Raw genomic sequence first — 19408 nt, 5'->3', positions numbered from 1 at the left:
CCGCGCCAGAGCGTGAAGCGTTTCGCCAACTGATCAAGATCAGTGGCGTGGGGCCACGCACCGCCCTGGCGGTGCTGTCGGGTATGAGTGTGGCGGAGTTGTCGCAAGCCATCACGTTACAGGAGGGGGGGCGGCTGATCAAAGTACCAGGCATTGGCAAGAAAACCGCCGAGCGCTTGTTATTGGAACTCAAAGGCAAACTCGGGCCTGACATCGGTGTGATCGCCACGGTGGCCAGCGACGCGCAGGTCGATATCCTGCAAGCCCTGTTGGCGCTGGGTTACAACGACCGCGAGGCCGCAGCGGCACTGAAAGCATTGCCCAAAGAGGTGGGTGTGAGCGAGGGCATCAAGCTGGCCCTGAAGGCACTGGCCAGGTAGGGCAGCCAGGCGGATCTGCCCGCGCCAGAACGTCGTGGCGGCGCGTTTTGGTGGATCTTTGTCGTCAAGGCGCATCAAGCCTGGCATGGCACGCGGCGGTGGTCAGGCCGGGCGTCGATAATGCGCGGGTTTTTTGCAACGCACCCTCCCTTCATCTACCAAGAAAGCATGTCCATGAGCCGGTTTATGTCTCCCATTTTGCGTTCCTGTTTGTCGTTGGCTATGGCCTTGCCCATGTTGCCGGGCGCTGTCCACGCTGCCGATAAGGTCAAGGTTGGACTGCTCAGCACCCTGTCTGGCCCGGGTGCGGCGCTGGGCGTTGATATTCGTGACGGGTTCAACCTGGCCGTCAAACACGCAGGCGGCAAGTTCGGTGGCCTGATGGCCGAAGTGATCGTGGCCGACGATCAGGCCAGCCCCGATGGTGCCAAGCAGACGGCAGATCGGCTGATCAAGCGTGACAAGGTCGATTTCATGACGGGTGTGGTGTTCTCCAACGTCATGCTGGCCGTGGGCAAGCCGATTTTTGATTCCAAGACCTACTACATCAGCGCCAACGCCGGCCCGTCGCAGTATGCAGGCGCCCAGTGCAACCCGTTTTTCTTCAGCGCCTCGTACCAGAACGACAACATGCACGAAGCCGTGGGCAAGACGGTGCAAGACAAGGGATTCAAGAAGGTCGCGCTGCTGGCGCCCAACTACCCGGCCGGCAAGGACGCGCTGACGGGTTTCAAGCGCTTTTACAAAGGCACCATCGTCTCTGAAGAGTACACGCCGCTGTCGCAGCTGGACTACGGTGCCGAGTTGTCCAAAATGCGTGCCTCGGGTGCTGACGCCGTGTACATCTTTCTGCCCGGTGGTCTGGGCGTGAACTTCATCAAGCAATTTGTGGGTGCCGGCCTGTCCAAGGACATGACCTTGTTTGGACCGGGCTTCTCGGCGGACGAGGACGTGATTCGCGCCGTCGGCGAGCCGATGCTGGGCATGTTTAATACCAGCCAATGGGCGCATGACATCGACAACCCGGCCAACAAACGCTTTGTCGCTGATTTTCAGAAAGACTATAGGCGCCTGCCCACCTTGTACGCCGCGCAGGGCTATGACGCCGCGCGGCTGATCGACGCTGCTGTGCGCGACGCCAAGGGCAAGCTCGACGACAAGGACGCGGTGCGCAAGGCGCTCAAGGCGGCCAAGTTCGACTCGGTGCGTGGCGCGTTCAAGTTCAACACCAATCAGTTTCCGATTCAGGACTATTTCCTGCGCGTCATCACCAAAGACACGCAGGGCCGCATCACCAACCGCACGCTGGGCACGGTGTTCAAGAACCACGCCGATGCTTACGCAGGTGAATGCAAGATGCCATGACGGCGATCCTGCTGCTTGAGCAGTCACTCAACGGGCTGCAGTTTGGCCTGATGCTGTTTCTGCTGGCTGCAGGGCTGACGCTGGTGTTTGGCATCATGGACATGATCAACCTGGCGCACGGGTCGATCTACATGGTGGGGGCCTATCTGGTGGCCAGCATTGCCAGCGCCAGCGCTTCGTTCTGGCTTGGGCTGGTGCTGGGCGTCGCGGCCACCGCGGGTCTGGCGGCGCTGTTGGAGCTCACCGTCTTGCGTCGCCTGTACCAGCGCGACCATCTGTCGCAGGTTCTGGGTACCTTCGCCATCCTGTTGATGAGCAACGAGTTGGTCAGGATGATCTGGGGTGCCCAGCCGATTGCGCTGAACCCGCCGCCCGCGCTGGCGGGACCGGTGGAACTGTTGCCGGGGTTTTCCTACCCGGCCTACCGTTTATTCATCATTGGTGTGGGTTTGGCGGTGGCGCTGCTGCTGTACCTGCTGGTCACACGCACCCGTTACGGCATGCAGGTGCGCGCCGGAGCGTCCAATCGCGAGATGGCGCTGGCCATGGGGGTGGATGTGCGCCGCCTGTTCACCGCCGTGTTTGCTCTGGGTGCCGCCTTGTGTGCGGTGGCCGGTGGACTGCTGGGGCCGCTGCTGGCCGTGCAGGTGGGCATGGGGGAGAGCATTCTGATCCTGGCCTTCGTGGTGATTGTGATCGGTGGCATTGGCTCGATTCGGGGGGCGTTGCTGGGCGCCTTGTTGGTTGGCGTGGTGGATACGGCTGGGCGTGCCTTGATTCCACCCTTGTTTGCCGCCGTGCTGGGCGCAGACGCTGCGGCCAGTGCAGCACCGGCGCTGGCGTCGATCCTGATCTATGTGCTGATGGCCGCGGTGCTATTTTTCAGGCCGCAAGGCCTGTTTCCTGCCCATGGCTGATCACAACGATCTGAGCCGACCCGAGACGCCGCCGGTGGCGGGTCTGCTTGACCATCCGCTCCTGTTTCGGTCCAGCGCCACCCTGTTACTGGCATTGCTGTTGCTGCCCTGGGCGGCGCTGTGGGCCGGGCAGGAATTCTATGTGGGCGTTGCCAGTCGCATTCTGATCTTTGCACTGGCGGCCAGCAGCCTGAACCTGATTCTGGGTTTTGGCGGCATGGTCAGTTTTGGTCATGCGGCCTTTGTTGGCGTGGGGGCTTACACAGTGGGCATCCTGATGCAGCATGGGGTGATGTCGGCCTGGCTGGGATGGCCGTTGGCGGCACTGGCGGCGGGTGTCTTTGCGCTGGTGATTGGCGCCATCAGCCTGCGTACCCGCGGCGTCTATTTCATCATGATCACCTTGGCGTTTGCCCAGATGCTGTATTACCTGATGGTGTCGCTGAAGACTTATGGTGGCGATGATGGCTTGTCCTTGCCTGGCCGCTCCGTCGTTGGCCTGGGCCTGGAGTTGGGCCAGGACCTTGCCTTTTATTACACCGTGCTGCTGGTGGCTGTGCTGGTATTTTTCGGCTTGTATCGACTGTTGAATTCGCCTTTTGGCCATGCCCTGCAGGCCCTTCGCGAAAACGAGACACGGATGGCCGCCATCGGTTTTCCGGTGTATCGGCTCAAACTCATGGCGTTCACGCTGGCGGGTGCACTGGCGGGGCTGGCTGGTGCGCTGTTGGCCAACCAGGGGGGCTTTGTCAGTCCCTCCATGATGCAGTGGAGCCAGTCCGGCATGTTGATGGTGATGGTGATTTTGGGCGGCGTTGGTCATCTGTATGGTGGATTTGCCGGCGCGGTATTGTTTTTGGTGCTGGAAGAGGTACTGACGACCTGGACCATTCACTGGCAATTGGGCCTGGGAGTGGCGTTGCTGGCCGTGGTGCTGGCGGCGCCCAACGGATTGCTGAGCCTGCGTCTGAAGCGGGGGCAAGGGTGACACACGCCAGGCTGTTGCAGGTGGACGGGCTGGTCAAACGCTTTGGCGGATTGCTCGCGACCGACCATGCCCGGCTGGAAGTGCTGGCTGGTGAGGTGCACGCGCTGATTGGCCCCAACGGAGCGGGCAAAACCACTCTGATCCACCTGATCTCCGGCGCTGTGCAGCCCGACGCCGGACGGGTGCTTTTTGACGGTATCGACATCGGTCCGATGGCCATGCCTGCCCGGGTGGCCCACGGGCTGGCGCGCTCCTACCAGATCACCAGCATCTTCCAGCGTCTGTCGGTACTGGACAACGTGGCGTTGTCGGTGCAGGCACATGCCGGCAACAGCCTGAATGCCTGGCACCCGGCACGCCGTGACCGTGAGCGTTACGGGCTGGCCGCTGAAGTGGTGGAGCGTGTGGGCCTGGGCCACCGAATGCAGCGACTGGCCGCCACACTGTCGCATGGTGAACAGCGTCAGCTGGAACTTGGTCTGGCCTTGGCCACCCGACCCAAACTGTTGCTGCTGGATGAACCGATGGCCGGCATGGGGCCGGAGGAGTCGGAGCGCATGATTGATTTGTTGCAAAGCCTGCGTGGTGAAACCACGTTGCTGCTGGTGGAGCACGACATGGATGCAGTGTTCCGCCTGGCGGATCGCATTTCGGTGCTGGTTTATGGCCGGGTGATCGTCAGTGGCACCCCCGACCAGATCCGTTCACACCCTGAGGTTCAAGCGGCTTACCTGGGCGATGAAGCTGGAGCCATATCTTGAGTGCTTTGCTGGAGGTCAGTGCGCTGCAAACCGCCTACGGCACCAGCCAGGTGTTGTTTGGTGTCAGCTTTGCCCTGAATGCCGGCGAGGCGGGCACATTGTTGGGTCGCAACGGCATGGGAAAAACGACCACCGTGCGCTCGGTTCTTGGGCTCACCGCGTCACTGGCGGGCACAGTGCGTTTTCGTGGCGAGTCCGTCACCGGGTTGGCACCGGACCGTGTGGCGCGCATGGGTCTGGCACTGGTGCCCGAGGGGCGACAGATTTTTTCCAATCTGTCAGTCAAGGAGAATCTGCTGGCGTTTGCGGCCCAACGCAATGCGTCTGAAACGCCTTGGACGCTGGATGGTGTCTATGCGCTGTTTCCGCGCCTGGCCGAACGCAGCCGTCACATGGGCAACCAGCTTTCGGGTGGCGAGCAACAAATGCTGGCGATCGGCCGTGCCCTCATGACCAACCCACACCTGCTGATTCTGGATGAGGCGACCGAAGGTCTGGCCCCCATGGTGCGCGAGGAAATCTGGCGCTGCCTGGCGCAACTGCGTCAGCAGGGCCAGAGTATTCTGGTGATCGACAAATATGTGCATCGGCTCATGGTGCTTGCCAATCACCACACCGTGATCGAGCGTGGCCAGGTGGTGTGGCAGGGTGATTCGGCACAATTGGCAATCGAGCCTGCCGTATGGCAGCGATACATCGGGGTGTGACATGAAGGCGCTTTACCGCAGTTTTGAGACCCAGGCACAGATTGACGCACAGTACAACCCCGCCTTGCCGCTGCCCGACGCCAGCGCGCCGGGCCATCACTATGCCCGGCAAGCGGTCAGCGCACGAGCCACCTTGCGCGGCGAACTGGATGTGGCCTACGGTCCAAGCCTGGCCGAGACACTGGATATTTTTCCGGCCGATTCGCCCAATGCGCCAGTTTTCGTGTTTCTGCACGGCGGCTATTGGCGCGCTTTGTCGAGCAAAGACTTCAGTGGTGTGGCGCTGGGTCTACAGCCCCTGGGCATCACCACCGTCGTGGTCAACTACGCACTCTGTCCGTATGTGACGATCGATGAGATCACCCGCCAGGCGCGCGCAGCGGTGGTCTGGACGCTGCGCAATATTGCCCGTTTTGGTGGCGATCCGACGCGGGTGGCTCTCGGTGGCCATTCAGCGGGTGCACATCTGACGGCCATGTGTCTGCAAACGTCCTGGACCGACGATTACGGATTGCCGATGGATCCGCTGGCGGCGGCGCTGCTGATCAGCGGCATCTACGATATTGCGCCGCTGCGCTACAGCTACCTGCAAGCCATGATTCAGCTGGACGACGGCGTTATCCGGCGCAATTCGCCCCTGTTTTCAGTCCGGCCCTGCAAGACCCCCGTGCGGGTTCATTGGGGTGCTCTGGAAACACCGGAGTTCGCGCGCCAATCTGCCGGTTTTCATCAGGCCTGGCGGGCTGTCGGCAATACCGGAGAATTGAGTGAGCTCGCCGGGGCAGACCATTACCGGGCCATTCATGGCCTGGAAGATTCTTCCAGCGTGCTGAGTCAGTACCTGTGTCAAATATTTGACAAAAAATGCCTCTAGCGCTTAGCAGGTAAGATTAGTCTGCTATTGTTATTGGTGTTATTGAGCGCTGCGCACCGGGCGGTCATTGACGGGTTGCACCGGTCGGGCATTGTTCGGGTAGAGTTTTTGAAACAACCGAATTTGTTCACGACTGATGGGTGTGGGCTGCTTTAGCACCATCCACAAAACACCTTCCGTGCACGGAGGGGTGGTCAAAGAGCCGATGAACTGGTAATAGCGCTGGTCCTTGGGCAACAACTGGTTCATGTCAATGCTGGCGGTCGGCAGGCGAACCCGGTCGTTCACGTCCAGCGGCATATAGGTCCACACCGTGTTGATGACCGGGTTACTCACACCCGGGTCCAGCAATACCGCAATCACCGCCAGTTGCCCGTCAGCACTTTTGTGAACCAGATGCGCCACCATGGCCGAGTGCTGAAAGTTCACCTGTTCCTCGGAGGGTGAGTGAAAGTGGAACTGCACCAGCCGGTAGGTCTGGCTGCGCACGGTCAAGGTGTTGTCGCCCTGCAGATCAACCTGGATGGTGTGGCCGTTGTTGACCACGGTGCCCGAGGATGGGTGGTAATCAAACGACAAGGGTTCAGCCGGGCCGAGCAGCGTACCCGAGTCTTCAATGTTGATGGGTGACTGGCGTTTGCCAATGGCGCAGACATTGAATTCAGGCTTGAGCTTGCCCCAGGTTTGAGGCCCGGTGTCACCTTCGTAGGACCAATGCACCTCACCGTGCGGGTTGTTGTCATGGGCCTCCATGGTCGCAACGGCCGCATGACCGGTGAGAGCAGCAGCACGCGCCTTGATGTAGTCCCGACTTGCGCGGGGGTTGGTCGCCGCCGGGGCATGGGCGTCGGCAGGGCGCTGGACAACCGCAGGGGCCACCGGATGAGCGACCGGATGAGCGACCGGGTGTGCCACCGCCGGTGCGGCGGCCACTGCCGCTGGCTTGGCCGGGCTGTGGTTAACCGCCGCTGCGGCGGGCGGCGTCCTGGCCACCGGCTTGTCGGTGATCACCAGGGTCAGACTCTTTTTATCAATGAGCTTGTCTTTGAGCGCCTTTTTCAGATCCACACCCAGATCCGGCGACTCGACCGCCACCGCAGCTGCGGCGGCTTGGCTTGCCGCCTTGCCGGGCACTTTGCTGGTCGTCGTGCTGGCAGGTTTGGCGTGATCAGCCGGCGCACTGTGATCTGCGGCCCGGCTCAACCATGGCGCGGTGGCCAGGCCGACGCTCAGCAGCGCCGCGCTCGCCATTGACCCCCAGCGAACGGGTCGATTCGCAGCGACCTGTGCCATCAAAGTACGGTACGGGGTGGGGTAGTGGCAGTTATTCATGACGGTGGCCGGGTTGAAGCACAGCCCGGTATGAGGCTTTTATCAGCATCTTATCGGCATAACCGGACCGCGCCTTGAATCGGCCACTTGCGGCGGCGCTATAGTGCCAGACTTGATCAGAACCCGAGCCTGCCGTGAGCATTCAAACCGACGATTTTTCTGCCGTACCCGGCAAACGGGTGGTGTCCAACGCCCCGGCCTCGCCCAATGAGGAGGCCATCGAACGGGCGTTGCGCCCCAAGCTGCTCGATGAATACGTCGGCCAGACGAAGGCACGTGAGCAGCTCGAGATTTTTATCAGCGCCGCCAAAAAGCGTGACGAGGCGCTGGATCATGTGCTGCTGTTTGGGCCGCCCGGCTTGGGCAAAACCACCCTGTCACACATTATCGCGCACGAGCTCGGTGTCAATCTGCGCCAGACCAGTGGTCCGGTGCTGGAGAAACCCAAGGACCTGGCCGCGTTGCTGACCAACCTGGAAAAAAATGATGTACTGTTCATTGACGAGATTCACCGTCTGAGCCCGGTGGTGGAAGAGATCCTCTACCCGGCACTGGAAGACTACAAGATCGACATCATGATCGGCGAAGGCCCGGCCGCGCGCTCCATCAAGCTCGACCTGCAGCCCTTTACCCTGGTGGGCGCCACCACCCGCGCCGGGATGTTGACCAACCCCTTGCGCGACCGCTTTGGCATCGTGGCGCGGCTCGAGTTTTACAGCCCACAGGAACTGGCGCTGATCGTCAAGCGCAGCGCCGGTCTGCTGGGTGTGCCAACCGACGAAAAAGGAGGGTTTGAGATTGCCCGGCGATCACGCGGTACCCCGCGCATTGCCAATCGCCTGTTGCGCCGGGTGCGCGACTATGCTGATGTCAAGGGTTGCGGCGAGATCACGCTGGATATTGCCAACCGCGCTCTTGCCATGCTCGATGTGGACCCGCAGGGTTTTGATCTGATGGACCGCAAACTACTTGAAGCGGTGATCCACCGCTTTGACGGCGGTCCGGTGGGTCTGGACAATGTTGCGGCAAGTATTGGCGAAGAGCGCGAAACCATCGAAGACGTGATCGAGCCCTATCTTATTCAACAGGGTTACCTGCAGCGTACACCACGAGGACGCATTGCCACATTGGCAGCCTACCGGCATCTGGGTGTGACTCCGCCCGCCAATCACTCGGGTGGTGTGGATATGTTCAGCGTTTGAGGTCTGGAAAATCGCGCAAATATGGCAACTGTGATCTGTCAAACTGGCTGCGCGGTCACGTCGAAGATGAGGTGTTCAGCATTTTCTGATGGCTGTTAGACTCATTTGCAGTTGAACAGGCCGTTGTAATCGAATAGCGGTCTCCCAGCTGGACCTGGAGCCAATCGTTTTGAGACAGGAATTCAAGGACCGTCTGAAATTCTCACCGTTGAGTCGCTTCTTGACCCTGCCGAGGCGTTTGGGCGATGCGGTACCGTATCTGCTGAAGCGTCTTGCTCGCGGTGTTAGCTGGGCCATCAGTGCCCGGGAGTATGTCAACTACAGCTACGATTATGAGGACCGTGGCATTGAATCGCTGGCTGCTCTGATCGGCAGCGTGGCGCGGGTTGCTCCGCACCTGGTAAGAGCCTACGCAGACGAGTTCCGGCAAGATGCTGTGTTTCGGCAGCGACATATGGATCGAATGGCGAACCATCCCGTGCGGCATATCAGCCAGCCTCAGCTGCATTTTGGCAAGACACTTCTCTATTACTGCTTGATTCGTGCGTGTCGACCCAAGGTGGTGTTTGAAGCCGGGACAGAACGTGGTTTTGGTGCGCTGGCGATTTGCCGTGCGCTGGCAAAGAATGCGCAGGACGGTTTCCCCGGTCACCTGACCACCATCGACATTGACGCACGACGCGGGGAGTTCCTGGAGGGTGACGAAGGTGGGTTGGTGACCCGCATGAGCGGTGACAGTGTTGCGGCTCTGGAGAACTTTGATGCAGCAATCGACTGCTTTATTCACGATACGATGAATACGGTGCCACACTGCCGCGCCCAGTATGCGGCTTTGGAGCCGCACTTGGCACATCGGGCAGTCATTTTCAGCGTGTATTTTGAGCCCGAGTTCCGAGCCTTTTGCGAGAGAAACGGTTTCCCCCATTGTGAGTACATCGAACTGCCAAAAGACCACTGGTCACCGGGCCGAAACTGCGGCATCGCTCTTGGAATGCCCCTGTGTCCGAGAACCATTGATGGCAAGGAGTACACCTGACTGGCGTTGGTTCGCCCGATGCGCGTTTCTCGTTCAGGTATTGCGCTCATCCAGGCTGGCGCCGTCCAGGTGCCGGGTGTCGGCCCAGCCGACCAGGGTCAGGCTGTCAGGTGTCCACAACAATCGGTTGATGGCGGCATTGCCCAACTGCCAGGCACGTGCTGCCTGCAAACCCTGGCCAGTGGCCAGGCGGTAAAGCATGTCCATCACACCCCCGTGGGCCACCAATACGATTTGTCCGCCCATATGTTGTGCGGCCAGGCGGTCGAGTGTGCCTTGCACCCGTTGGCGCATGGTCATCAGCGATTCACCGCCCGGCGGTGCCCATGCCGGTTCACGCTTGCGCCATTGCAGCGACAAATCGGGCCAGATCGCCTCAATCTCGGCGTAGGTATGGCCCTCAAACTCGCCGAAACCGCGTTCGCGCAGACCTGTGTCGGGTTGCAGCGGGCAAGCGGCCAAGGTGGCAATCGCCTGGGCCGTCTGCCAGGCACGCTGCAAGTCACTGGCGTAGATGACGTCGATGGGATCATCCGCCAGCGCGCTGGCAACACGACCGGCCTGCCATTGTCCGACATCATTGAGCGCAATGTCCAGGTGGCCCTGAATGCGGTTGCCGACGTTCCAGGCAGTTTCGCCATGGCGCACAGCGATGATGCGGGTGGCTTGCATGGCGTTGGCGGTCGTTCAGGCGGGCAGCGTTTAGGGAGGCAAACGCGCCATAAATGTCTCAAACTCCTCGGCTGGCAGGCCAGGCGAGCACAAATAGCCCTGATATGACTCACACCCCAGGCTGGCCAGATAGTCGCGTTGCGCTTCGGTTTCTACCCCTTCAGCGACCACATTGAGTTTCAGCCCACGTGCCATACCGATGGTGGCGCTGACGATGGCGCGGTCACCCTCGTCGTCGGGCAGCCCCATGACAAAAGAGCGGTCGATCTTGAGCCTGGAGATCGGGAATTTTTTCAGGTAGGACAGACTGGAGTAGCCGGTACCAAAGTCATCGATCGACATGGAGACCCCAAGTGCTGCCAGCGCGTGCAACCGGTTCATGGTCTCATGGGCGTCCTGAATGAGGATGGACTCGGTCAATTCCAGTTCCAGCAATTGCGGTTGCAAGGCATTGGTTCTGAGTACAGCCGCCACGGTTTCGACAAAATCGGCCTGCTGGAACTGCAAGGCCGACACGTTGATCGACACGGTGACCGGGGTGCCACGGTCTTGCCAGCGTGCTGCCTGCCGTACCGCTTCTTCCAGCACCCAGGTGCCAATGGTGGTGATAAAGCCTGATTCCTCCGCCAGCGGAATGAATTGTGCCGGCGACATCTGACCCAGCTCGGCATCGGTCCAGCGGATCAGGGCCTCCACGCCAATCAGCCGCCCACTGTCCAGCGCGATCTGAGGCTGGTAATGCAGACGAAACAACCCCTGTTCCATGGCCTTGCGCATGGCATGGTCGATCTTGATGTGCGACAGCAGATTCACGTTCATCTGCGGCTGGTAGAACCGGAAATTTCCGCGCCCACGGGACTTGACCAGGTACATCGCGGTGTCTGCGCATTTGATCAGGGCGTCGAGCGTTTTGCCATCTTCAGGGTACATGGCAATGCCGATGCTGCAGCCGACGGACAGACTCATATCGTCAATATCAAAGGACTGACACATGGCGTTCTGGATGCGGCAGGCCAGCACCTCTGCTCCGTGTGCATCGATGTCCTGCAGGAAAATCACAAACTCGTCACCACCGAGCCGGCACAGGGTATCGATGTCACGCAGGCAGTGTTGCAGCCGTTCGGCCACATCAATCAGCACGCGGTCACCAAAAGCATGGCCCATCGAGTCGTTGATGTTCTTGAAACGATCCAGATCGACAAAAAACACCGCACATGCGCCCGCCGTCCGTTCTGACACGCGCAACGCAAAATCCACCCGTTGTGACAGCAGCAGACGATTGGGCAGTCCGGTCAGGGCGTCGCTATAGGCAAGCTGCTCGATGCGCTGCTGTGCTGCCAGCTCTTCCGTGAGGTCGCGGAAAAAACCGATGGTGTGCAAGACCTGGCCGGATTCATCACGCAACAGCACCCAGGATGCGTGCACAGCGCAGGGCTCGGCATCTTTTCTCTGAATCCAGAGCTGACCGCGCCAAAGTCCGTTGGTATTCAGCGCCGCCTGAATGCCCACGATGAACTGCGGCTCATGCGGGTTTTGAAAGAAATCACCGGGTGTGGTGCCGACCAGCCGTGTCTGTGGCACCCCGACCAGCTGTTCACAGGCCGGATTGGCCGCCACGATGACAAAGCTGGGGCTGGTGATGAAGATCGCCTCCAGACTCGACTCAAACACCTTGGCCGCCAGTTTGAGCTGCGACTCGTGGCGCAGGCTTTGCGTGATGTCACGAAACGAGAACACCCGCCCGGTGGGCTGCCCACGGCTGTATTGCGGTCGGGTGGCACGCTCCAGCACGCGGCCTGACTTGAGCACAAGAATGTCGCTGGTTTCCAGCAGCAAGTTGTTGTCGATCTCGCGCAGGCGATCTTTGTAATGCTGTTCGTCACACACCTGTTGTACCAGATGGGTGTACAGAGCCTGATCGTCGCGGGTCAGCAGCAGGGCTTCCGGCACATTCCACAGCTGGGAGAAGTGCCGGTTGTAGTTGCGGATATTGCCTTCCAGATCGCTGACCAGAATTCCGTCAGCGGTGGACTCGAGCGTGGCTCGCAACTCTGCCACCAGCCGCTCCAGTTCGTTTTCGGCACGCCGCTGATGACGCATATCATGGATGCCCACCAGGTAGACAGCGCGATCCGCTTCGGCCCAGACCTTGCTGACCCGGCGCTCAACCGCAATCGCCAACCCGTCCGCGCCGCGCAGCAGGGTTTCCGAGTGAATGCTGTCCAGCAGTCCGGCCGCGACGTCCTCCCAGAAAAACTGGTCTTCCGGCGTGGCTGTCAGGTCCACCACCGGTTTGCCTACCATGGCCTCCTTGCTCAGACCGATCAGGTCGCAGGCGGCCTGGTTGACGCTCAAAATATGCAGGTCGACCGGGTCCACCAGCCAGACTGACTCCAGCAGGCCTTCAATGAGAGGGTTCCAGGCAATGCGCTTCATGCGGTAGTGCCTTTGCACGGGGTCTCGACCGCCCGTTCAAAAAAGTAGCAAATACGTTGACGCGGCGACAGATAGTCCATGGCGGCGCGGGGCAGGCTGGCGGGTTTGAGGCTGCGGCGGATGCCCAGCTCGGGCACATCCTCCAGATTGAGGATCAGCGCTTCGGTCTTGGGCACATTGGGGTCGAACACAATGATGCGCGGCTTAAGAGGTCGTGCGGAATTCACAGACACCACCATGGCATACCGTTCATCCGACAATTGCACCACCGAGCCTGGCGGGTAAACCCCCATCATCCGGATGAACGCTGCCAGTACTTGCGGATCAAAACGTGATTTGATCTGCGCAAAAATCAGTGCAATGGCTTCGTGTGGCGTCAACGCGGTGGTCGGGCGGCTCGGGTTGCAAAGATTTTCATAGAAGTTGACCAGCGAGAGAATCTTTCCCAGGCGCGAGATGGCCTCGCCTTTCAGTCGTGCGGGAAAGCCGCTGCCGTCCACCATCTCGTGATGCTGCGCCACCGCTTGCAGCGCACGAGCGGACAGGTTCATGCGTTGACACAGCAACACACTTTGCGCCACATGTTCCTGATACACCTTGGTTTCAACGCTTGAAAAGCTGTCGTCCATCCAGCGCACCCGGTCCGGGACCTGGCTTTTGCCCACATCGTGCAGGAACGCCGCCAGTCCGAGCTCGGTCATGTCGGCAGGCGGCAAATTCATGAACTTGCCAAGCAACAAAGCGATCACACTGACGTTGACCGGATGCAGCGCGAGTTTGTCGCCCATACCGTCAGACAGCAGGCGGATGGCGGAATCCCCTTCACTCAACATTTCGCTGACAAAGCTGCCGACCAGTTCAAGGCAGCGTTCCAGTACCAGTTCGGGTTGGCTTTGAATCTGATCGATCACCTGTCGGTACGAACGGATGGTCTCGCCGAAACGACGCTCACAGGCGGCCAGTTCGCGGTGCTGCAGTTCCAGTAATTCGCTTCTTAGTTGGCGGTCGCGCAGATGAGATTGCGCTGCAAGCTCAACGGCAGTGGGTGCCGGGTCAGACTCGGGCACGGCATCATGGCCGGCAATCGGGTCACTCTTGTCAGGTACAAAGCGCACTTTGGGCAGGCCCAGCGCCCGGATGGTCTCAATCTGCTTGCCGTTGCTGATCTTGAAGCTGCTGGTCGGGAACGGGTGTGCCATCCAGCCCAGTTCGAGCTCGACAAACATGCCGATGCGCAATTGCGCGACATCAATCAGTTCAGAGAGGTTTTTCATTCAATCTTGTTGGAGCAATGTCCGAGTGGCATATTACCAAGGTGCCACTATGACACATTTGGCGTGTCATTTGTCGGGCAGCGCAGGGGGAGCGGTGCTCCTTTAACGCGGAATTTCGATGCTGACGCGCCGCTCGCCAGCGGGTGGCTGCGGAAACCCCTGCAAGGCGGCGTCGAGCATGGCGGGCCAAATTGCCGCACCATCACTCCACGGACCGTCGTGACTGGCGCGGGTCTCATACACCACACTCTGGGACGCCTGTTCGCGCAAGACCAGTCGCACTTCACGCCAGTAATTCAGGCGATCGTCAAGTCCAGGGAAAAGGGCTCGACTGCCCAGGGCAAAGCCGCCGTGGTGGCCGGGTCGCCAACCCCCGCCCCAGCCAATTTGCCAGGCAAGGCCGGGGCGGTCCAAACCAGTACTTTCGGTTCGCTGGCTGACATGAACCTGTACCAGCAGATTGGTGGCGCCGTCCTGGCGGCGCAGCCCGACTTTGGCCAGCGCACGTTCGGTCATTGCCTCCAGTGCCCCTTGCATCGCCACATCGGCCTGTTGTGAGGGCAAGCGCTCAAATTGATAACTGGCACCGGAGGTGATCAATTTGGGTGCGTAGCTGGTGACCTGACTGTCCACCAGGCGCACCGTGGTGCAGCCAGACACCACAAGTGATACTAAAAATAGAGCAACAAAGACTTTATTCATAAGCGCTACAAGCTGATTTGATTAAGAACCGTCGGGTTTCAACGGGATCCCGGCAAAACGGGTTGCCGGCATTTCCTCGTCGTCAAATACCTTGTCACCATCGCTGTCGGCTTGCCCGGTCACCTGGATGTTGCTGAAATCAAAACGTCGTGAATCCATCAAATGGGAGGGCACCACATTCTGCAGGGCGGTGAACATGGTCTCGGTGCGACCCGGGTACTGGCGCTCCCACTGGTGCATCATGCGTTTGATTTCCTGACGTTGCAGATTTTCCTGGTTGCCACACAGGCTGCACGGGATGATGGGAAAGTGTCGGTGAGCAGCCCACGCGATCAGGTCTTTTTCATTCACATAGGCTAACGGCCGGATCACCATGTGGTCGCCATCATCGCTGACCAGTTTGGGCGGCATGCCTTTGAGCTTGCCGGCAAAAAACATGTTCAGAAAAAAAGTATGCAGCATGTCGTCACGGTGGTGGCCTAGCGCGATCTTGGTGATCTTCAATTTGTCTGCCACGCCATATAAGATGCCCCGGCGCAAGCGGCTGCACAGGCTGCACATGGTTTTGCCTTCCGGCACTACTTTCTTGACGATGCTGTAAGTGTCTTGTGTCTCGATGTGATATTCGATGCCGAGTTTGCTCAGGTAGTCGGGCAGGATGTGCGCCGGAAAGCCGGGCTGCTTCTGGTCCAGGTTGACGGCGATGATGTCAAAGTGAATCGGCGCCCGTCTCTGCAGTTTGAGCAGGATGTCGAGCAGGCCAAAACTGTCCTTGCCACCGCTGATGCAGACCATCACCCGGTCGCCATCTTCAATCATGTTGAAGTCGATGATGGCTTGGCCGACCTGACGGCACAGCCGTTTCTCCAGTTTGTTGGCCTCCCGTTTGGCGCGTAGCGCAACTTCATGCGATGACTTTGCCGCAATGGCGCTGGTCGACACCGGATCCATCGGATCCAGGGTGCCGACATCGATTTCAGGGTTGAGGTCGATCGGGGGGGTGTTCATGTCGGCTTGAGTTGATATCCGCGTTACATCACCATTTTTCCGCCACTACCACTGCCCGGTTTCCATGCGGATGGCCACTTCACAATCGGCAAATATCTCCAGCTTGGCGATTTTCACGCGCACACCTTTCACGCCCGGCAACTGCAGCAACCGGTTGGCGAGTTTTCCAATCAGGGTTTCGAGCAGGTTCACGTGTTCGGCGGTGCATTCGTCGATGATGATCTTTCGCACTTTGCGGTAATCCAGCACATGGGTGATGTCGTCGTCACGTGGCAGCAGGGGCTGCGGGCCAAGGCTGAGTTCGGCGTCCACCTGAATCGGTTGAGGTGCGATCTTCTCAGTCTCGAGAATGCCCAGACTGGCATCAAAACGCAAGCCAGTCAGGGTCAGGGTTTGCTGACCCAGCGAATGAGAGGGTTTTGGGGTGACGCGGTTCATCGGGAGTTTTGGGTACGAAAGACTTCTACGCCAACACCAGCGCAGTCCGGGTAGACATCAGGCTTGCAACTCGACAGCCTCACCGCCACCACTTGCGGATGCGCCAGCAATTGTGTGGCCAGGTCATCGCACAAGGTTTCTTGCAGCACGATGTGGCCATTTTGCACACGCTGGCGGATCACCTCGCGCACGAAGTCGTAGTCAACCACCTCGGCCAGGGTGTCATGGTGTGGCGTGGACTGCGCGTAGGGCACAAATAGCTCAACGTTGAAAATCACGCGTTGCGGCTGGATCTTTTCAAAGTCGTGGGCACCAATCATGATCTCCACGACATGATCCCGTAGAAAGAGCTTGCGGCAGGTCTGGCTCAGTGTGGCTGGATCAACAGCACTCATGGATGCTTCTTCAGTGCGCTGTCGTTGATGAATAACACATCGCGCGGCAACGGCAGCAAATGCTGACCACCATCGACCAGCAGCGTCGTGCCCGTGATCGACTGGTTGTTCAGCGCAAACGATACCGTGGCCGCCACGTCAGCGGCCGTGGACGAGTGCCCCAGAGGTGACATTTTGTGCAACGATTCAAACTGATCCGGGCTCATGGTGTGGCTGGTCAGTGTCAGGCCCGGGGCCACACCCACGACACGGATGCGCGGCGCCAGCGCAATCGCCAACATGGTGTTGGCCGCTTCCAGAGCGGCTTTGGACAGGGTGTAACTCATGAAGTCGGGGTTCTGGTTCCACAACTTCTGGTCCAGCAGATTGATCACCGCGCCGACGGACTGATCATCGCGTGCCCTCACATGTTCCGCAAGCGCCTGGCTGAGCAAAATCGCTGCCCCTGCATTGGGACGCATGTGTTTTTCCAGCGCCGCAAAAGAAAAAGTCTCGGGGGTGTCGTGCTCGAACGTTGACGCGCTGTTGACTAAGGCGTCAACGTGACCAAACTGGGCAACGACCGTAGGCAGCAAATTGCGGACCGCGGTTTCGTTCGCCAAATTGGCGCGAAAAGACGCCGCAGCGCCTGCCAGTCTTGTGCAATCAGCGACTGTTCTTGATGCATCTTCAACTGAATCCCGGAAATGCACGGCAACTCGCCAGCCCTCTTTGGCCAGTGTCAGGGCGATTTCGCGCCCAAGGCGTTTGGCGGCACCGGTGATCAGTACCGTGCGGGGGCGGGGCGGGGACAAAACTTCAGTAGACATTCGGGGACAATCCCTTGGCTATGACAACACCACAGAGTTTAACGAGCGAGCTGCAACAGGTGCTTTGCGGGGCTTTGGCCGCCGGCGACGGCTGGCTGGGCTTCGACAGCTTCATGCACTTGGCCTTGTACGCGCCAGGTTTGGGCTATTACGCCCACGGCAGCGCCAAATTCGGCACCATGCCCTACGCTGTGCATGAGGGTGAGCGCGTGCCAGGCAGTGATTTTGTGACGGCGCCCGAGCTTTCTCCCCTGTTTGGTTGGGCCTTGGCGCAGCAGGTGGCGCAGGCGCTGCAGATGACCGCAACGGATCAGGTTTGGGAGTTTGGCGCGGGTTCGGGTGCTTTGGCCCGCCAGGTTCTGCAGGCACTGAAAGCGCAGGGCGTGCCGCTGGCGCGTTACACCATTGTGGATGTGTCAGGCAGTCTGCGCTCGCGTCAACAAATCACCTTGCAAGACTTTGGTGACCAGGTTCAGTGGGTGGACGCGTTGCCACAGCATATTCAGGGCATCGTGCTCGGCAACGAGGTGCTTGATGCCATGCCGGTCAAATTGTTGGCCAAGACCCGCGGCGTCTGGCATGAACGCGGTGTGACGTGGCGCCCTGGCCAGGCCGGTGCTGCGCCGGGTTGGGTTTGGCAAGATCGGGTGACGGACTTGCGTCCGCCGCGAGACATTGGAGGCGTACACGACTACCTGACGGAGGTTCATCCGCAGGGTGAGTCGTTTGTGCGCACGCTGGGTGACCGGCTGACGCAAGGCGCGGTTTTTTTGATTGACTACGGTTTTCCCGAGACGGAGTACTACCATCCGCAGCGGCACATGGGCACCTTGATGTGCCACCAGTCCCATCAGGCCGACAGCGACCCGCTGGTCAATGTGGGCCTGAAAGATATCACCGCCCACGTCAACTTCACGGGTGTGGCGCTGGCCGGCAATGAGGCCGGTCTGGGTGTGCTGGGTTACTGCAATCAGGCACGGTTCTTGATGAACTGCGGCCTGCTGGACCGCTTGGCACAGGCAGATTTGCCAACCCGGGTGATGGCGCAGAAACTGATCATGGAGCACGAAATGGGCGAACTTTTCAAGGTGATCGGTTTTTACGCAGGCGAGCCCTGGGACGCCATCGGTTTCGTGCTGGGTGACCGCACCCATAGCCTGTAGCAGGTTGCGCTCATCATGATCCGCTGGCTGATTGTTGTTCTGCTTGCCCTGATTCTGATCAACGGCTTCACGCCGTGGCTGCAAAAGCTGGGGTTTGGTCGCTTGCCGGGTGATATCCGCTTCAAGCTGTTTGGCCGCGAGTTCTTTTTGCCATTGACCACCACCATCATTCTGAGTCTGGTGGCGGCGGGAATTGCCAAGGTGTTGTGAGCCGTGCTGACTTGAAAATGCGACAGGCAACGCCATCTTGACCGTCTGAAAGGATTTCAAATGACCGACTCACTGCACATTGTCTGCCCCCATTGCCACACCACCAATCGCATCGCGCAGGCCGACCTGACCAAATCACCCAACTGCGGCAGTTGCCATCAGCCGCTCTTTGAGGCGCATTCCACCGCATTGGACGAAGCCGCTTTCGAGAAGCACATCGGTCGCAGTCAAATTCCGGTTCTGGTCGATTTCTGGGCACCGTGGTGTGGTCCGTGTCGCCAGATGGCTCCAGGCTATGAGCAGGCGGCGGCAGAGCTGGAGCCGCAGGTGCGGGTGGCCAAGGTGGACACCGAACAAGCCCAAAGCTTGGGTGCGCGCTTCAACATCCGCAGCATCCCGACGCTGGTTTTATTTGTGGGAGGCCAGGAAGTGGCCCGTCGCGCCGGCGCGCTGGGTGGCAACGACATCGTGCGCTGGGTGCGGTCGAACCTGCGCTGACCCCCCCCTGATAACTCCGTGGGATCGTCGAAATAAGGGTAATCACCTAGAAACAAAAGCGCTTTTGGAACCATAATCCGTAAAACAAAACCGCTTTTGGTTTCTTTTTACGGGTGATGACATGTCGATCGCTGTGTTGGCGCAGTCTTTGGGGTTATCCATCTCTACCGTGTCACGGGCGCTGAACGGGTATTCGGATGTCAGCGCCACAACCCGGGCGAGGGTCGAGGCGGCTGCCAAG

The 19408-nt window shown here is 59.7% G+C and carries 22 protein-coding genes; 13 read left to right on the top strand and 9 right to left on the bottom strand.

The features are described from left to right. From ruvA to KBF66_RS14710, 7 genes are all read left to right on the top strand, one after another. On the top strand, window positions 1–380 hold a 380-nt coding region (gene ruvA, locus KBF66_RS14740), incomplete at its 5' end, for a Holliday junction branch migration protein RuvA (RefSeq protein ID WP_296658581.1). A 186-nt stretch (window positions 381–566) separates the two neighbouring features. Next, entirely contained in the window at window positions 567–1745 is a 1179-nt protein-coding gene (locus tag KBF66_RS14735) for an ABC transporter substrate-binding protein (protein WP_296658578.1), read from the top strand. Beyond that, window positions 1742–2662: a branched-chain amino acid ABC transporter permease gene (locus KBF66_RS14730; RefSeq protein ID WP_296658574.1), complete on the top strand. Its 921-nt coding sequence runs from the start codon at window positions 1742–1744 to the stop codon at window positions 2660–2662. Before KBF66_RS14735 ends, KBF66_RS14730 begins: the two co-directional genes overlap by 4 nt. After that, window positions 2655–3650 carry a branched-chain amino acid ABC transporter permease gene (locus tag KBF66_RS14725; RefSeq protein ID WP_296658570.1) on the top strand — a complete coding sequence of 332 codons (996 nt, stop codon included), beginning with the start codon at window positions 2655–2657 and terminating at the stop codon, window positions 3648–3650. The genes KBF66_RS14730 and KBF66_RS14725 overlap by 8 nt, the downstream gene beginning before the upstream one ends. Next, the gene (locus KBF66_RS14720; RefSeq protein WP_296658566.1) at window positions 3647–4411 is read left to right on the top strand and encodes an ABC transporter ATP-binding protein; all 765 of its coding nucleotides are present in this window, start codon (window positions 3647–3649) and stop codon (window positions 4409–4411) included. Before KBF66_RS14725 ends, KBF66_RS14720 begins: the two co-directional genes overlap by 4 nt. Beyond that, a complete protein-coding gene (locus KBF66_RS14715; RefSeq protein WP_296658563.1) occupies window positions 4408–5118 on the top strand; it encodes an ABC transporter ATP-binding protein in 711 nt (236 codons plus the stop codon). Before KBF66_RS14720 ends, KBF66_RS14715 begins: the two co-directional genes overlap by 4 nt. 1 nt (window position 5119) lies before the next feature. Next, entirely contained in the window at window positions 5120–5992 is an 873-nt protein-coding gene (locus tag KBF66_RS14710) for an alpha/beta hydrolase (protein WP_296658561.1), read from the top strand. A 39-nt stretch (window positions 5993–6031) separates the two neighbouring features. On the opposite strand, the gene KBF66_RS14705 is transcribed toward KBF66_RS14710, so the two are convergent. Beyond that, entirely contained in the window at window positions 6032–7324 is a 1293-nt protein-coding gene (locus KBF66_RS14705) for a carbonic anhydrase family protein (protein ID WP_296658558.1), read from the bottom strand. 134 nt (window positions 7325–7458) lie between these two features. On the opposite strand from KBF66_RS14705, the gene ruvB reads away from it, so the two are divergent. Beyond that, window positions 7459–8526 (top strand): Holliday junction branch migration DNA helicase RuvB, encoded by a 1068-nt coding sequence (ruvB, locus tag KBF66_RS14700; protein ID WP_296658556.1) that lies wholly within the window; start codon window positions 7459–7461, stop codon window positions 8524–8526. A 220-nt stretch (window positions 8527–8746) separates the two neighbouring features. Next, window positions 8747–9562 (top strand): class I SAM-dependent methyltransferase, encoded by an 816-nt coding sequence (locus tag KBF66_RS14695; RefSeq protein WP_296658554.1) that lies wholly within the window; start codon window positions 8747–8749, stop codon window positions 9560–9562. 33 nt (window positions 9563–9595) lie between these two features. Here the strand turns inward: KBF66_RS14695 and KBF66_RS14690 are convergent, their stop codons facing one another. The 8 genes from KBF66_RS14690 to KBF66_RS14655 form a co-directional block, all read right to left on the bottom strand. Beyond that, window positions 9596–10234: a histidine phosphatase family protein gene (locus KBF66_RS14690; RefSeq protein ID WP_296658551.1), complete on the bottom strand. Its 639-nt coding sequence runs from the start codon at window positions 10232–10234 to the stop codon at window positions 9596–9598. Between the two features lie 30 nt (window positions 10235–10264). Continuing rightward, window positions 10265–12688, bottom strand: coding sequence for an EAL domain-containing protein (locus KBF66_RS14685; RefSeq protein ID WP_365732548.1), 2424 nt, complete (start codon window positions 12686–12688; stop codon window positions 10265–10267). Then, entirely contained in the window at window positions 12667–13944 is a 1278-nt protein-coding gene (locus tag KBF66_RS14680; protein WP_296658547.1) for an HD-GYP domain-containing protein, read from the bottom strand. Before KBF66_RS14680 ends, KBF66_RS14685 begins: the two co-directional genes overlap by 22 nt. A 102-nt stretch (window positions 13945–14046) precedes the next feature. After that, window positions 14047–14646, bottom strand: a complete 600-nt coding sequence (locus KBF66_RS14675; RefSeq protein WP_296658544.1) for a DUF4136 domain-containing protein — start codon at window positions 14644–14646, stop codon at window positions 14047–14049. Window positions 14647–14667: 21 nt separating this feature from the next. Next, window positions 14668–15597: a tRNA 2-thiocytidine(32) synthetase TtcA gene (ttcA, locus tag KBF66_RS14670; protein WP_296658587.1), complete on the bottom strand. Its 930-nt coding sequence runs from the start codon at window positions 15595–15597 to the stop codon at window positions 14668–14670. Between the two features lie 102 nt (window positions 15598–15699). Next, window positions 15700–16092, bottom strand: a complete 393-nt coding sequence (locus KBF66_RS14665) for a dihydroneopterin aldolase (RefSeq protein ID WP_296658541.1) — start codon at window positions 16090–16092, stop codon at window positions 15700–15702. Then, window positions 16089–16487: a dihydroneopterin aldolase gene (locus tag KBF66_RS14660; RefSeq protein ID WP_296658538.1), complete on the bottom strand. Its 399-nt coding sequence runs from the start codon at window positions 16485–16487 to the stop codon at window positions 16089–16091. Before KBF66_RS14660 ends, KBF66_RS14665 begins: the two co-directional genes overlap by 4 nt. Then, entirely contained in the window at window positions 16484–17296 is an 813-nt protein-coding gene (locus KBF66_RS14655) for an SDR family oxidoreductase (RefSeq protein ID WP_296658531.1), read from the bottom strand. The genes KBF66_RS14660 and KBF66_RS14655 overlap by 4 nt, the downstream gene beginning before the upstream one ends. A 20-nt stretch (window positions 17297–17316) precedes the next feature. Here KBF66_RS14655 and KBF66_RS14650 point away from each other — a divergent pair, with 20 nt between their 5' ends. From KBF66_RS14650 to KBF66_RS14635, 4 genes are all read left to right on the top strand, one after another. Continuing rightward, a complete protein-coding gene (locus KBF66_RS14650; protein WP_296658585.1) occupies window positions 17317–18459 on the top strand; it encodes an SAM-dependent methyltransferase in 1143 nt (380 codons plus the stop codon). A 15-nt stretch (window positions 18460–18474) separates the two neighbouring features. Next, window positions 18475–18669, top strand: a complete 195-nt coding sequence (locus KBF66_RS14645; protein ID WP_296658526.1) for a DUF2905 domain-containing protein — start codon at window positions 18475–18477, stop codon at window positions 18667–18669. A gap of 60 nt (window positions 18670–18729) precedes the next feature. Then, window positions 18730–19167, top strand: a complete 438-nt coding sequence (gene trxC, locus KBF66_RS14640) for a thioredoxin TrxC (RefSeq protein ID WP_296658521.1) — start codon at window positions 18730–18732, stop codon at window positions 19165–19167. Window positions 19168–19288: 121 nt separating this feature from the next. Further along, window positions 19289–19408: LacI family DNA-binding transcriptional regulator (locus tag KBF66_RS14635; protein WP_296658583.1), on the top strand; the 120-nt coding region annotated here is incomplete at its 3' end.

Origin of the sequence: Rhodoferax sp., assembly GCF_018063565.1 — a bacterium.
Classification (GTDB): Bacteria; Pseudomonadota; Gammaproteobacteria; order Burkholderiales; family Burkholderiaceae_C; genus Rhodoferax.
This window is presented reverse-complemented; position numbering and strand designations above follow the sequence as displayed.